Annotated in this window: 14 protein-coding genes; 8 read left to right on the top strand and 6 right to left on the bottom strand. The window is 61.9% G+C overall.

Annotated elements, in window-relative coordinates; genetic code table 11:
- Positions 1–589 precede the first annotated feature (589 nt).
- Both AC30NL_RS21105 and AC30NL_RS21110 read right to left on the bottom strand, forming a co-directional pair.
- Positions 590–868 carry a hypothetical protein gene (locus tag AC30NL_RS21105; RefSeq protein ID WP_489465945.1) on the bottom strand — a complete coding sequence of 93 codons (279 nt, stop codon included), beginning with the start codon at positions 866–868 and terminating at the stop codon, positions 590–592.
- Positions 869–1652: 784 nt separating this feature from the next.
- A complete protein-coding gene (locus tag AC30NL_RS21110) occupies positions 1653–1937 on the bottom strand; it encodes a hypothetical protein (RefSeq protein WP_489465946.1) in 285 nt (94 codons plus the stop codon).
- A gap of 323 nt (positions 1938–2260) precedes the next feature.
- Here AC30NL_RS21110 and AC30NL_RS21115 point away from each other — a divergent pair, with 323 nt between their 5' ends.
- Positions 2261–3259, top strand: coding sequence for a hypothetical protein (locus tag AC30NL_RS21115; RefSeq protein ID WP_489465947.1), 999 nt, complete (start codon positions 2261–2263; stop codon positions 3257–3259).
- Between the two features lie 913 nt (positions 3260–4172).
- On the opposite strand, the gene AC30NL_RS21120 is transcribed toward AC30NL_RS21115, so the two are convergent.
- The 4 genes from AC30NL_RS21120 to AC30NL_RS21135 all read right to left on the bottom strand — a co-directional run bounded on the left by AC30NL_RS21120 (position 4173) and on the right by AC30NL_RS21135 (position 7335).
- Positions 4173–4985, bottom strand: coding sequence for a cyclase family protein (locus AC30NL_RS21120; protein WP_489465948.1), 813 nt, complete (start codon positions 4983–4985; stop codon positions 4173–4175).
- 42 nt (positions 4986–5027) lie between these two features.
- A complete protein-coding gene (locus AC30NL_RS21125) occupies positions 5028–5894 on the bottom strand; it encodes a metal-dependent hydrolase (protein WP_489465949.1) in 867 nt (288 codons plus the stop codon).
- Complete coding sequence (locus AC30NL_RS21130; RefSeq protein ID WP_489465950.1) at positions 5891–6595, bottom strand: hypothetical protein; 705 nt, start codon at positions 6593–6595, stop codon at positions 5891–5893. The genes AC30NL_RS21125 and AC30NL_RS21130 overlap by 4 nt, the downstream gene beginning before the upstream one ends.
- 245 nt (positions 6596–6840) lie before the next feature.
- A complete protein-coding gene (locus AC30NL_RS21135) occupies positions 6841–7335 on the bottom strand; it encodes a hypothetical protein (protein ID WP_489465951.1) in 495 nt (164 codons plus the stop codon).
- A gap of 240 nt (positions 7336–7575) precedes the next feature.
- Between AC30NL_RS21135 and AC30NL_RS21140 the strand changes: the two genes are divergently transcribed.
- The 7 genes from AC30NL_RS21140 (at position 7576) to AC30NL_RS21170 (ending at position 13920) form a co-directional block, all read left to right on the top strand.
- A complete protein-coding gene (locus AC30NL_RS21140; RefSeq protein WP_489465952.1) occupies positions 7576–8019 on the top strand; it encodes a type IV pilin protein in 444 nt (147 codons plus the stop codon).
- Positions 8007–8483, top strand: a complete 477-nt coding sequence (locus tag AC30NL_RS21145) for a pilus assembly FimT family protein (RefSeq protein WP_489465953.1) — start codon at positions 8007–8009, stop codon at positions 8481–8483. Before AC30NL_RS21140 ends, AC30NL_RS21145 begins: the two co-directional genes overlap by 13 nt.
- Positions 8456–8902: a type IV pilus modification PilV family protein gene (locus AC30NL_RS21150; RefSeq protein ID WP_489465954.1), complete on the top strand. Its 447-nt coding sequence runs from the start codon at positions 8456–8458 to the stop codon at positions 8900–8902. The genes AC30NL_RS21145 and AC30NL_RS21150 overlap by 28 nt, the downstream gene beginning before the upstream one ends.
- A complete protein-coding gene (locus AC30NL_RS21155) occupies positions 8889–9938 on the top strand; it encodes a PilW family protein (protein ID WP_489465955.1) in 1050 nt (349 codons plus the stop codon). The genes AC30NL_RS21150 and AC30NL_RS21155 overlap by 14 nt, the downstream gene beginning before the upstream one ends.
- Positions 9935–10501 carry a pilus assembly PilX family protein gene (locus AC30NL_RS21160; protein WP_489465956.1) on the top strand — a complete coding sequence of 189 codons (567 nt, stop codon included), beginning with the start codon at positions 9935–9937 and terminating at the stop codon, positions 10499–10501. The genes AC30NL_RS21155 and AC30NL_RS21160 overlap by 4 nt, the downstream gene beginning before the upstream one ends.
- Positions 10502–10605: 104 nt before the next feature.
- Positions 10606–13671, top strand: coding sequence for a pilus assembly protein (locus tag AC30NL_RS21165; protein ID WP_489465957.1), 3066 nt, complete (start codon positions 10606–10608; stop codon positions 13669–13671).
- 9 nt (positions 13672–13680) lie between these two features.
- On the top strand, positions 13681–13920 hold the full coding sequence (locus AC30NL_RS21170; RefSeq protein WP_489465958.1) for a hypothetical protein: 240 nt from the start codon (positions 13681–13683) through the stop codon (positions 13918–13920).
- Positions 13921–14423 lie beyond the last annotated feature (503 nt).

The following is a 14423-nucleotide window of genomic DNA, read 5'->3' on the forward strand; positions in this document are numbered from 1 at the left end:
GGGCCTGGGCCTCTGAGCAAACATGAACTTGTCATGCGTCAACCCCGCCTTCTTCAAACCTCGTAGGGGAAAAATTTGCTCCAACGGCCATCTTCCGCGTGGTCAGCGTACGTAAAGGTCAGATCCCAGAGGGAGAGGGAGCGAAGACCCTGAAAGGGGGGCACCTCACGGCCCGTGAGGCTGGCCTATGAAAACACCGTCGCACCGGCCAGCATAGCAATTGCACTCGCCGGCCTCGCTGGGGAGCCTCTTCCGACAGCCATCGAGTGGCGCCAGGTGCAGCTTGGCTGGATCGGCGCGTCAGGCGCGAGTCGCCAGTCGCTTCTCATCTCGACCACGTCGGCCTATTTAGCGCACTACAAATTCACATTGGTGACGCGTGTGAGTGTCTTCACGTCAACGAGCACGCAGTCGGGAGGCAATGGTCCACCGGGTTGAGGATTGTCAGCGGACTTGTCGATGCGGCGCATCGGCATACGGAATTCGGGGGTGGTGAAAAAAACAGCGCAGTGGTGGAGTGCGGGGCACCTTGCCAACCATCGACGATGATGACCGCGAATCACGGCCACCGCGCTGTGCAGTCATGACATTAGTTCTTCTTGGATGCCTTGATGTCTTTGGTCAGCTGTTGGATCTTCTTGAGGAGGTCATCCATTTGATCTTGCGGATCTTGCGAGGCCTGGTTCTGCTCAGACTTTTGCGCTTGTTGCAGTTGCTGCAGTTGCTGGATCAGTTCATCCAGCTTCTTCATCTGTTCCTCGATCTTCTTGTCGGCACCGCCATTGCTGGAGGAGTTCGCAGGAGGTGTGTAGGTAATGGTGTAAGTACCGGCGGGCTGGGCGCCTTGAACGGAAGAAGCGTCGCTCATCTGTATTCTCCTAGGTGGATGTGAAAATCGCGTCACGCAACGGTGGATATCGTCGCTTGCCGCACCTGCGAACGTGCCGGAAAGACCGGCCCATTCGCATCGCTAGAGTAAGTAGGCGTCGAAACCCGAACATCCGAAGAAGCGAAGTGTTGAACTGAATTGCGAACCTTGCGAAGGGTTCATTCGTTTTGCCGCACAGTCGACTCGGTGCATCAGCACCGCGCGGCACTTTCGCCACTTTTCACCTTTTTCAGATCGGATTCGTACGGCAGCGCGCAACGCCCCAAGGCCACGGAGCACGCGGAAAGGAATCAAGACTTTCAATTCTTTTTTGGTACGTGCCGCGAATGGGCCGTCAAAGCGACGATGAAAGCTGGGCCGGCAAGGATGCCAACTCACAGCCCGTGAGCTTTGCTTATGAAAGCACCGTCGCGCGGGGCGACATGGCAAGTGCGCTCGCCGGGCGCGCCTCTTCGATGGCCAAGAAGCGGCGACCAGATGGATTTGATTGACTTGGAGCGTCAGGCGCGAGTCGCCAGTTCTTTCCAATTCGAGCATGGCGACCTAAGCGCACTGGAACTTCACGGTGGTGATGTGTGGTCGTCTTCACGCCAAGCGCGGCCGCAGTCGGCGGCGATCGATTGGATTAAAAGGATGTCAGCCTCGACTTGTCGAGGTCGATGCGGCGCATCGCGCACGGCATCCGGTGTCGGGACAGACACAGCGCAGTGGTGTAGTGCGAAGTTGAGCGCAACTCGCGGCCACTGCGCTGCAAGTCATGACGCTACTTCTTGTTGCCCTTTGCTGCCTTGATGTCTTTGGTCAGCTGTTCGATCTTCTCGAGCACTTCATCCATTTCATCTTCTGGTTCTTGCGAGCCCTGGTTCTCGTCAGCCTGTCGCGCTTGCTGTTCCTGCAGTTGCTGGAGCAGACGCTCCAGCTTCTTCAGCAAATGCTCCAACTTATGGGTGTCACTTCCTTTGAAGGAGGAGTCCGTAGGAGGGGACTGAAGATTGATGGAAATGGTGATAGCACCGGCTTGAGGGTTGGGAACGGAAAAGTCGCTCATCTGCAATCTCCTGGCTAAGATGTGATAAACGCGTCGTGCAACGGCGGATACCGTCGCTTGCCGCACCTGCGAACGGGCCGGAAAGCCCAGCCCATACGCCACTACAAGATTAGGTAGACCACGAGACGCGAACATCCGCACAAGCGAAGTTCTGAACCGAAATGCGAGCCGTGCGTTGGGTTCATTCGTTTCGCCGCACAGCCAATTCGATGCATCAGCAGCGCACGGCAGTTTCGCGTTTTCCAACTCGGTTTCGCATTCCCGTACGTCACGCAGGAGAGTTCCGTGCAAAGTGGCTCATCAAGACCACGGAGCACACCGCGATGGGCTCGAGACTTTCGATTCAACTGCGTATAAGCCGCGCATGGCCCCTGCTGATCGCCGCGCTGCTGCTCGCGAGCTGCTCGTCGTCGCCCAGGACGAGGCGTCACAGCGACGATGAAATTCGCACCGGCAAGAATTCCACCTCAAGGCCTGTGAGCCTGGCTTATGAGAGCACCGCCGCACCGGCCGGCATAGCAAGTGCGCTCGCCGGGCTCGCCGGGCGAGCCTCTTCGACGTCCATCGAGTGGCGCCAGATGGAGCTGGCTCTGGATGGATCCCGGTTGGTCATGGCTCGGGGCACAGGCCCCTTGTGCAAGGATGAGAATTGCCCCTATGGCTTGTTCGCGAGGCGCTCGGGCGCCTACGAGCCGCTGTTTCTTGCGATGGGCAGCCGGGAACCGCAGGTGTATTCGGTTGGGCATCTCGGCTACCCGGGACTCACCACCACCTCAGTCGCCTCCGAACAGGAACTGAAAGTCACCCGCTTTCAATGGGACGGCGCGACCTACAGCGCGACCTCGTGTCGCCTCGTCGATCGCATCAGCTCTCAATCCAGGGGTTGCGATACGTTTCAGTCGGGCGACGTGCCGGTGCTAGACAGTGCGCCTGAGAACCTGTGCCTTGCAGTTCGCCGCATCGTGTCCACGCCGCCGCAGAATCTGCGCACGAGTTCTGTGATCGCACGCGGATTCGTGATTCGAAGCGACGAGGCTGCGCATGTCGAGGGCATCAAGATCAGGGGCGACGATGAGCAGAGGACTGCCAAAGCCATCGCCAGGTGTCTGCAATCCATGGGGTCGCCGCTTCAGCGTGCGAAGCGCCCCGCCAGCACGGACGGCTTGACGACACAAGGCTGGTTTGGCGTCTCAGGCGCGAGTCGCCAGTCGCTTTCCATCTCGACCACGTCGACCTACGTGCCGCACTGGAATTTCACATTGGTGAGCGTGGGCGTCTTCACGTCCGCACGGCCGCAGTCGGCAGGCGATCGACCGGGTTGAGGATGTCAGCGTCGGGAGTCACGCCACGGAGCGGTCCCTTCACACGCAAGGGATCACGCAAGCATTGGCTGCGCAGCTGAAATCCTCCAGTCCCATTCAAGTCACGACCTCGTTCGGTGTCGTGTTGGAAATATCGACGGGAAAGTATCTCGTCGGACAAACCGTATTCGCCACCGCCTTTGACGATTGCAGTCCACGCCAGCCCGGCACAGTTCTGGCCTGCGGCACGAGAAGCGAGCGTGCGAGTCTGTGATACCTGCCTGCTGCGGTGGTGCGATGCGTCTAAGGGTCAGCACTGGTTGAGGAAGGCAGTCTGAAGCCCGTTAACGCAACGCAGCCCCAACCGGATTCGTTTGCGCGGAGGCCGGACGAGCGGGAATACCTGCTGGCGGTGTGGGGCGAGGTTGCGTGCCAGCACGCGGCGCTGATCCACTTGATGAGGCTGCGGCCTGGTCCTGCTCTTCGGGCTGCCGCGGAGTGCGACAGCAGAGCAATGAACTCACGACTCGACATGGAGACATTTGCAATTCTTCTCTTGATTGACGTGGCAATTGCCACTGAAATTGCCCGCTCGAGCAAGCAACGATGTCTCGGGGCCAGTCGTCCGCAGCATGATTTGCGAGACCCGCCCCGTCGATCACAGTCGACCACGCTCCGCTCCCTTTGGCCACCGCATCGAAAGGTTGTAAGGTGAATCGGGAGGTGTGGCTATGGAATAGGCCAGAGTGTGCCAGCGCGACCCCCAGCCGACTGCGGCCATGCTAAGCGAATCTCGTTGATCCGAAGCAGGAGCGACGCGGGTGCAGATGCTGAAGGCCTTGTTCCGCAACGGCCGCAGGCCCTCACCATAACCCTCTCCCAGAGGGTCCCAGAGGGAGAGGGGACTGACTGGTAGTTGTTCCGAGCCAACTCCTCAGCGGACCGCGGCTCCCATCAGCACATCGTCGAAGATCGCCACTGCGCGCGTCCAGCCGGCGCTCGCGCCGCGGATCTTGTGAGGGAAGCAGCTGATGTAGAACCCGTTCGGTGGCAGCGACTCCAGGTTGTGGAGTTTCTCAAGGTGGCAGTAGCCGATGTCGCGGCCCGCCTTGTGCCCCTCCCAGATCAACGAGGCGTCACGGCTCTCGCCGTACTTCTTCGCGGTGTGCACGAAGGGTGCATCCCAGCTCCAGGCGTCGGTGCCGGTCAGGCGCACGCCGCGTTCAAGCAGGTACATCGTCGCCTCGTAACCCATGCCGCATCCAGCCGAGACGTAGTCGCCGAAGCCATAGCGTGAGCCGGCCCGGGTGTTGACCACCACGATTTCCAGCGGCTGCAATTCATGGCCGATGCGTTTCAGCTCCGCCTCCACGTCGTCGGCGCTCACCACGTGACCGTCGTCGAAGTGGCGGAAGTCCAGCTTTACGCCGGGTTGAAAGCACCATTCAAGCGGCACCTCATCGATCGCAATCGCCCGCTCCTTCTCGCCGAGCTTCTTGTTCATCGTCGAGTGAAAGTGATAAGGCGCATCGAGGTGGGTGCCGTTGTGCGTTGAGAGCTGCACCAATTCCACGGCCCAGCCCTCGCCATCGGGCAGGTCTTCCTTCTTCAGACCCGGGAAGAACGCAGCGATCTGCTCGAAGGTGTTGTCATGGGTGAAGTACTGGATCTTCGGGGCGAAGGCCGGTGGATCGGACAGGACTTCGTTCTCCAGATAGATGGACAGATCGACAAACTTGCGTGGCATTCTTTTCCTTGTGGGCGGCGGGGGCCGCATGATGCCTTGAGATCAGCGTGACACGAACAACTGCCCGATCCAGCGGCCGGTCATGCGCACGACACTCGGACTGACGCGCCACGCGAACCGGCAGGCCTGTCTCAGAAGAGTTGTGCGCGACACGGCGCGTCTTCGCACGTCGTGCGCGCACAAGGCCGCGACGAGGCCGGCCACATCGATGAACAACAAGCCCGTGGCCGCGACGAAACATGCCATGCGCCGCCATGTAGAGACGCGATGCGCCCTGAGCAGCCATGGCGTCACGTGGCGATGGCCGATCTCCTCGGCGCAGTGCCATCGCCACATGTCCGCCTGCCGGCATGCCTTGCCGGTGAGCCATGCAGGGCCCCGAAGGATCTCGTGCGAGATCAAGGCGGTGAGCTGTTCGAAGGCGGTGGCGAAGGCAAGGCGTGTATGCAGATCGAGCGTGTCAAGCTGCCTTGTCGCGGCCGCAATGCGCTGTTCGAGCTCGCGTGCGGGGGCGCCATCGAGCTGAAGACGGTCGTTGTAGAGCCGGTGTGCCCGCTGGTGGGACACTTCTTCGCGCACGAAGCGAAGCGCCTCTTTGCGCAGCGTGGCGCATTGAGGAGAGTCTTGGTCCAGTGATAACGCGGCCTGCTCAACCGACTCGACGACGAAGGTTTCGCCGCTCGGAAGCAAAATGGACAAGGCGTCGAAAAGTCGCGTTCGGAAGACATCTTCGTTCCACGGCCAACCAGGCGCCGATGAATTGCGGCCCGTCGTGGCAGTCTTCTCATCGCAAATAGCGCTGCCGTGACGCAAGCCCGTTGCATCGAGCAGCAACGAATCCGGCTGCGCCGGGTCCCCAGCGAGCCCCCCTTGAGGTGGAGCGCCAAAGGCGCTGTGGGGATGAGTCATGTCAACGCGTCGATGATGCCGGACATGCGTTGCAGCCACGCAAGGGGCACACACCGCCACAAAGGCCAAAGCCGGGACAGCGGGATGCGCCCGCGAAGGACAACGCCATAGTCCATCGATTGCTCATGCGGGAAATACCCCGGACGCACTGCGACCACCTCGCGAAATCCGCGGCGGTGGTAGTAGCGAAGCTGTGGGTCGCGCGGCAGATCGCCACGGCGCTCGTTCACATAGCCTTCCACGTCGACATTGCCGCACTTCGCAACGGTGCGAGCGAGTCCCGGAATCGGCGAGCCCAGGTAGATGTCGCGCCAGCCGTGGCGCAGTGCATGGGGCCAGAAGAATCGGATCAGGCTCCACGATGCGCGCGGTTCGACGCTCGTGAGGCTGATGCCGAAAAGACTGCGCGTCGCCTGGTCGTCGCGCGGCGCATCCGCCTGCGCGCAGTCGTGCCATCGACGCGCGGCCGCGACAGTGTTTGGAAGTACCGGCTTCATGAACAGAGATGCCAATGCCTCCCCCGTCTTGGCATCGAATGCGCCGACACACAGTTGCGGATGCCGCCTGATCCGCCGTCGCAGCGCAGCCCCGTCGGCAGCCTGCTCGGCCGTCCAGCATTTTTGCTCGAGGCGGATGAGCGCAGGCACATCATCGAGTCGAAGAAAACGTACGGTGATGGAATGGAAGTTGGAAGTCCGCATAGGAGCCTGAATGTGATCGACTCAGGCGCACGATGGAAGTTGGAATTCCGCATATGAACCTGACGAACCAGAATGTGAGCAACCCAGGCGCACGACAGTCAGTTCGCCCGGAGACGAGCGCATGTTCTATTGGTATCGTGACTTCCGTGTGACTGAGAGGCTGTGCAGCTTTCAATTCCTGGAGCGGGATGTGCGCGATGGTCCCATGCTTGATTCTGTCGATGCAGGTGAGTCATCGCCACGATTCAGTGACGCGCCGATGCGGTATCGGCCGCGTTTGCGGATGCGTCGTGCAACAGCGAGTGCAGCACCGCAGTGCCAACGCCGTTCACCAAGTCGAGTGCAGTGGCGACGTCTTGCGGATCGTCGATCCATACGAGCGAGCTGAGCTGCAGCAGACCTTCCGAGGAAATCCCGAGGTACCAGCCAAACTCACCCAGAATGAGCGACTGGACCCTGAGCAGCCGGCTCATCTCCGCACCGCTCAACTCGTCCGCCGACATCGGCAGGAGAGCCTCCGGCCGCACCGCTGCCATACCCTGCATCACGTGCAGACGGCAGGCCAGCCCGGACGGACCCGTGATCAGCCGCGGCGCGACGATGGAGGTCCCGTCTTCCGCCGGCATCCCAAGCAAGGTCGCCAATCGTGCAAGGAAGTCGACTTGCTCGTGCGTCAATGAGTCACGTGCGTTAGCCGACCTTCCGTGTCGGCGGCCCAACGCGGCTTTCGAGTTGCTCATCGATTCCTTTCCAGAACAGCGGCGAGCATAGGAAAAGCACCGGCAACTGCAACCGCGCAGACGCACGCATGGATGGAATTGCGAAAGTCAGTCCGGGCCGCGTCGTTTTATGACGAATCGCTTCGCATTCGAGGTGTTGCGACCCACGGAGGAAATTGATCATTTCGATGCCCGGCTTTTGGCTGGCAAGGCGTTAAGTGATATGCGTGCACCTGGAAACACGCATCCTGGGAAACTTCGATGGAAACCTGCGCATCCTCTATTCGACACAAGCACCAGTCCGGCTTCACGCTCATCGAGCTGATGATCGCTGTGGCGGTGGTCTCGATCCTGGCTTCGTTGGCACTCCCCTCCTACAGCGCATACGTGACCCGCGCACGCGTCCCGAAAGGACTTGTAGCCCTGACCACGTATTACGCCCGAATGGAGCAGCGCTACCAGGACACGGGCAACTACGGAGTCAACACCACCTGCGCCCTGCCGGGCGACGAGATGGCAAATTTCACCGTGAGTTGCGCAGTCAAAGACGACGGCCGCGGATTCCTTGCGACGGCCTCGGGCAGCGGCCCGCTCACGGGCTATGCCTACACGATCGACCAGTTCGGCAACCGCTCGACGGTCTCGCATCCAAAGGGTGCGGTCACGGGCTGCTGGACAGTGAGGGGTGGAACATGCGACTCCTGAACTCCCAGCGCGGCGTCACCTTGATCGAGTCGATGGTCGCCATCTCGATCGCAGGCCTGCTGGCCGCCTCCGGCGCCCCAGCGATGGGCGACTACATCCGCAATTCGAGGCTGCGCGAAGCGGGCCACTCGCTGTTGAGCGAAGCCCTTTATGCGCAAAGCGAGGCTGTCAAGCGCAACGGTCGTGTGCGCCTGACGGTCCGCGGCAGCGCCATCGAAGTGGTCGACCGTTCCGGCACTTCCGAGGTGGTGCTGCACACACGCACCATGCCGGGCGATGTGCACGCTGGCACGACATCGCTCGATTTCGGCAGTCAGGGGCGTCCGGCGCCCTTCGGCACCGAGGCGACCGTGAAGTTGTCCCTGTCACAGACGACCTGCTCGGATACGCTGCGCTGTCCTGCGTTGCGCGTCGAAGCCGGTGGAGCGGTAAGGCTATGCAACGACCAAAGCACCTGCAGTTGAAACCTCGCCGCAGCGTACGCGGCACCAGCCTGCTCGACGGTTTGATCTCGCTTGCACTTCTCGCGTTCGGCATGCTTGCGCTGGCGCAGTTCCAGGGCCGACTCGTCACGCGCACGACGGACATCCAGAGCAGCCTCACGGCTACCGGTCTCGGTGACGAACTTCTGAACATGGCCATCGTCGACCCGGACAACGCGGCCTGCTACACCTTGCCGGTCTCCGCAAACTGCCGCAATGACACCGCGCGCTCCATCGTGGACACATGGCGTTCACGTGTCGCCGTGAGGCTCCCCGGCCTGACCGATGCTTCGTCGACGCTCGACTCTGCGACGGGACGATTGAGCGTGGTGATCGCATGGATTGACAAGACCACCCACGATCCACGCCGCCTGGAGGTAGTGTCCGATGCGAGCCCTTGAACTGGCCCGCCGCCATCAACGCGGCCTCTCGCTCGTCGAATTGATGGTGGGTCTTGTCGTTGCCATGATGGTCGGTCTAGCCGCCGCCTCGGGCGCGATGATGTTCGCGTCGCAACAGCGCCAGGGCGTCGGCACCGCGACGGCAGTGTCGACCGCGACCAACGCACTCGCGGCACTGAAGGAAGACGCAGCGGGCGCAGGGCTCGGTTTCTTTGGCGACACCTCGTACTTGTGCAAGACGCTTCGCGTGAGCGTGGGCACTGCCGACCGTTCGCAGGACCACTTCGCGCCGCTGCAGGTCGCTCGCAGCGGCTCGGGCGATCAATTGGATCTGGTGTCGGCGGCCGAAGTGGCCAGTGGCGCAAACGTGCTTCTCCAGTCCCCCTCCGACACGAGTTCAGCGAAGCTCGCGACGTACCTCCCAGTTGCTGCCGGACAGGCCGTGCTCCTCGCGCCCGCTCCCGGAGCCATTGACCCGGTGTGTACTGTGCGCACCGTGACCGACGTCACGCCTGCGACAGCCGATTCACCGTTGAAGCTCAGCTTCGCCTCGTCGGGCGCTCACAACGCCGTCAATTTCTCGTCCGCGACCCAATACCTCATCAAGGACCGCATCGCGCTGCTCGGCGAGTTGCAATGGCATCGGTATCGGCTCTCGGGCGAAACGCTCGTGATCGACCAGCCCCTCACCGACGCGCCGTCGGCCACGCTGCTGCGCAACGTCGTCGGATTCCGCGTCCAGTACGGGATCGCTGGTGCCAACGGAACGACCATCGAGAGCTGGCAGGATCCAGTGGGCGCTTGGGCGACGCTGTCCCAGTCGAACGTCGCCCAGGTGCGCGCGCTGCGCATAGGCATTGCCGCCAGAAGCCAGCAGCCGGAAAAGGCCGGCCCCGACGGGCAGTGCCATGCGAGCGACACGAGGCCGTCGTTGCTGGGCACTCAGCTCGCTCTTGGCGGCAACTGGCAGTGCTTCCGCTACCGCACGGAAATGGTGACCGTGCCCCTGCGCAACCTGGTGATGGGAATGCGATGAATCAAGCAGCCGTTGAATACCGCGACCAACGCGGCATGACGATGGTCGTCGTGCTGGTACTGATGGCCGTGATGCTGCTCGGCGGCCTTGCCATGGCGAAGATCACCGAGTCGGGGATGATGGTCTCGGGCAATGTGTCCATCAAGGAGCGCGCCATCCAGGCTTCCGAGGTCGGCGTCAACACCGCGTTCCGTCAGATCCAGGCGCTGTCGAGCGAGGAAACCAACGCGGGAAACTGGTACTTCGCCAGCATGCAGAACCAGAGTCCTGATGGCCTTCCGGCAAGTGTCGATTGGGACAAGGTTCCGAGCCTCGACGTCGGCACGGCCTCCGGATTCAAGGTGCAGTACGTCGTCGAGCGGCAGTGCACGGTCGCCCAGGTGACCGACCCTGAGTCCCAGTGCCTGTTGAAGCAGGTTGATGACAAGAAGAACCCGTCATCTTCGAAGGCTGGAGAGGAGGCTCTCGATCCGCCGTCAGGCAAGCAGTTCCGAGTGACCGTGCGCGTGTCAGGCGATCGGAACACTTTGACAGTAGTGCAGACGCTCGTCACGCGCGGCTGAAGCACCGAAAACACCACGACCTCTGCTGGACCGACCCCATCATGAAAAAGGCCGCCTTGCAACTTCTCGTGTCGTTAACATCCGCGTGCGCCCTGATGTTCTCCATGACCAGCAGCGCAACCGATCTCGCGACGAAGCCAGTTCGCCCCGCGATCCTCACCGAGCCGAACGTCATCTTCGGACTGGATGATTCAGGATCGATGGAAGCGGAACTGATGCTCTATTCGAACGATGGCGCGTTCTGGTGGGACTACAACAAGTCGACCGGTTGGGGCATCGATCCGAACCATCCGAACCCCGCGCTGCGCACGGCGCGTGTTCCCTGGTTCAATGAGGTCGGCATGGCAACGCCGCAATGGCGCGAGTTCTACTATCTCTTTCCCAACGGAAACAGCGCCGGCGCACGGTACTACACCGACCACCAATACAACGCATTCGCTGTCTTGCCGACGTCCCAGTTTGCGTGGACGCGCTCGTCCGCATTCAACCCGATCTATTACGACCCGCGCATCACCTACTCGCCCTGGGCGCACGCGCAGCTTTCAACGGGGCCCTATGTCCCTGGTCAGGCCGACCCAACTCGCACCAAGTCACATCCCTTGATCGGCACCACAACGACAGACCTGACCAAGTTCGTCGACGCGAACACCGCAGACAACTTCGTGTTTACGGCCCTGCCGGGGATGCGCGTGCCAGCCGGCTCGCTAAAACGGGCATGCGACCGCGACAACGGCAACTGCGCCGCGTGGGTGGCTGTCACCCAGGACGAAGACGCCGCGTCCGTGGGCGTGACACGCGTGGCGATGCGCTACTTTCCGGCTACCTATTGGGTCAAGGAATCCTGCACGGTACCGTCGAGGCCGAGCGCCTCGAACGACGACTGCGCGACTGCCTACGACGGGTCTACGCTGAAACGCTACGAGATCAAGCCGGGCCGCAGTTTCCCTTCGGGCCGCAGCTACGCCGATGAGATGCAGAACTTCGCGAACTGGTTCCAGTACTACCGCAGGCGCAAGCTCATGATGGCCGCGGCGATGGGAAGCGTGATGGACGGTATCTCGGGCTTGCGGGCCGGCCTCGTGACAATGAGCAGGAGGCAGCCTGTGACCATGTTCGACACCGATGCAAAGTTGGACACTGACAACGGCCGCCGCCTGACCGGCATGGTGTACGAGAACACAGGCATCGGCAGCACCCCGACGCGCGAACTGCTGGACTTCATCGGCCAGCAATTCCACCAGAACCGCAGCGTTGTTCAGAGCGCTTGCCAGCGAAACAATGCGTTCATCCTGACCGACGGTTTCGCCAATTTCACGTACGTGGCGCCGCAACCGTGGGATAGGGGCAAGTCGGCGAGTACCTGGGGCGCGGATGCTCCGTTCCAGACCACGCGCGAAGGCACGCTCGCCGACATTGCCCTGCACTACTACACCAACAACCTGCGTCCCGACTTCGTGACGGGCGCACTCCCTACCACGTCACGCGACCCGAACCCGGATCTGCACATGTCCACCTATGCCCTCACACTGGGCGCTCGCGGCATGCTATTGATGTCGGAAAACACGCCGGTGCCCACGACGCCCGACGCGTGGCCGGTGCAGACGGTCGACCGCAGCCCGGCGGCGCTCGACGATTTGTGGCACGCAACGATCAACGGCCGTGGCAAGATGTACATGGCCGACACACCCACCGAAACCGCTGCGCGCGTTCGCACCGCTCTCGATGACATGCTCAGTCAGTTCGGCGTGCAAACTTCGCTGGCCGTGAGTTCGGTCAATCTGCGACGCGGCGATTCCAAGGCCTACATCGCGAGCTACGACCCTCAAGGCTGGGCGGGCGATGTGATGGCGCGACCGCTGGACAAATCCAATGGTGCAGTCACGACCGATGGCGCTGCACTTTGGTCCGCCGCGTCAAAGCTCTCGGCAAGCGACTGGCACAACCGAACCATCGTGTCGAACAACGGTACACGCGGCGTGCCCTTCACCTTCGCCGAACTTCGCATGTCGACGCCGGGCAGCACGCCGGCGATGTTCGATTACATTCGCGGCAGCCGGACGGGCGAAGGCACGACCTTCCGTAAGCGCACATCTTTGCTCGGCGCCATCTTCAACGCGCAGCCGGTGGTGGCGCGTGAAGACAAAGTGGTCTATGCCACTTCTGGCGAAGGCATGCTGCATGCGCTCGACGCGAACACCGGCTCCGAACTATGGGCTTACGTTCCTGGATCCGTTCTGCCAGGCATCGCGCCGAGTACCCTCATCACCGCGACGTTCAGCACGCAGCTCGATGGCACACCGACGCTCTGGCAACTCGACGGCACGCGTCTGCTCGTGGGCGGTCGTGGAGCGCCCGGCCCGGGCTTCTATGCGCTGGACGTGACGCAGCCGCGCGGCTTGAACGAGGCTCAGCTCGCGGGCAAGGTGAAGTGGGAGTTTCCTAATGCATCCACGCCCGCCGCGTTGAAGGCGACCATCGGCGCGAGCGTGGGCCGGCCCGTGGTGGTCAAGACTCGCTCGCATGGGTGGGTCGCCCTCTTGACCTCCGGATACAACGACAGTGCACGCGACGGCAAAGGCCGCGTCTTCATGCTCGACGCAAAGAGCGGAACGCTCTTGCAGACATTCGTCGCGGACGCAGGCCTCACGGGCCTGTCGACGGGGCTTGCGCAGATCTCGGCGCTCAACGAACCCGACGGCTACGTGCGCTATGCCTACGGTGGCGATGAGCAGGGGAACCTCTGGCGTTTCAACCTCGATGAAACGGTGGATTCGAAGATGACGAACCGAGTCGCCCAGTTGAGGGCAGGCGCGTCGATCCAGCCCATCACCGCAGCGCCTGAACTCGTTTTCCTCGGCGGCGAGCGCATCATTTTGGTCGGCACCGGTCGCCTGCTCGGCGCTTCGGACTTCGACGCTTCGGGCACGCAATCGTTCTACGCGATCAAGGACGGCACGGAATTGACGGATGTTCGCTCCAGCCTTGCCGCACGCAGCCTCGTCGCAGCAAGCTCTGGCACCGACCTGAGCGGCAACGCGGTCGATTGGACGACGTCTCGCGGGTGGTACTTCGACCTTCCCGCCGGGCAACAGGCCAACACCGACCCGAGCGCTGCCTTCGGCGGTATCGCCTTCACCACCAACATGGCCAGCATGACGCCGTGCAACTAATCATCGGCCATGTACCTCGTGAACATCTCGACCGGGCTCAAGGTAGAGGGAAATAGTGCAGTGATGGTGCCAATTCCCAACCGCATGTCGTCGCGCATCGTGATCATGACGACAACCGGCACCCTGCCGACGAACCGGACCGTCGGCGACGTCACGACCTCGGACGGAAAGGTCGTCCACCACCCAATTGTGCTGCCCGGCACCGTCTTGCCCCGCAAGAATGCGTGGAGGCAACTGCATCGCGATTGATGCTTGTCCGCCGAACAGCGGGGCTTCGCCAAAGTGCTAACGCACAGCGACCCCGACAAGGTCGCGTACGAGCGTCGAGATGCGTTGAACTCGGGAGACCGACGTTCATAGAGGCCGCGGCCAACGAGACCGCACAATCGGACAAGCGGTACCGGACGAGTCTGTAGCGCATCTGGCGGAAGAACTGATTCACCAGGATCGCCTGACCGACCTAGGCAACCTAGGCAACCTAGGCAACCTAGGCTCCTGAGCATGAACCGGGCGATGGCGTGCAGGCTTTCTCCACGCCCAACAGTCAGGTGCGCCAAATGGATACCGACGAGATTGACTCGCCAGCAGTTCGAGCAACTTGTCTTGATTCTGATAACCGCATTTAGGATTTGGATCGCGGTAGAGACACCTATTGCTGGACGCCCCCCGCACAGATCCCAGCGGGCGTAATTCACGCACTGGGCTCCTACCTTGGGTGTGTGACGGCAAAGCGCTGCTCCGGCCATGGATGA

Origin of the sequence: Rhizobacter sp. (assembly GCA_021153565.1) — a bacterium.
Classification (GTDB): Bacteria; Pseudomonadota; Gammaproteobacteria; order Burkholderiales; family Burkholderiaceae_C; genus Albitalea.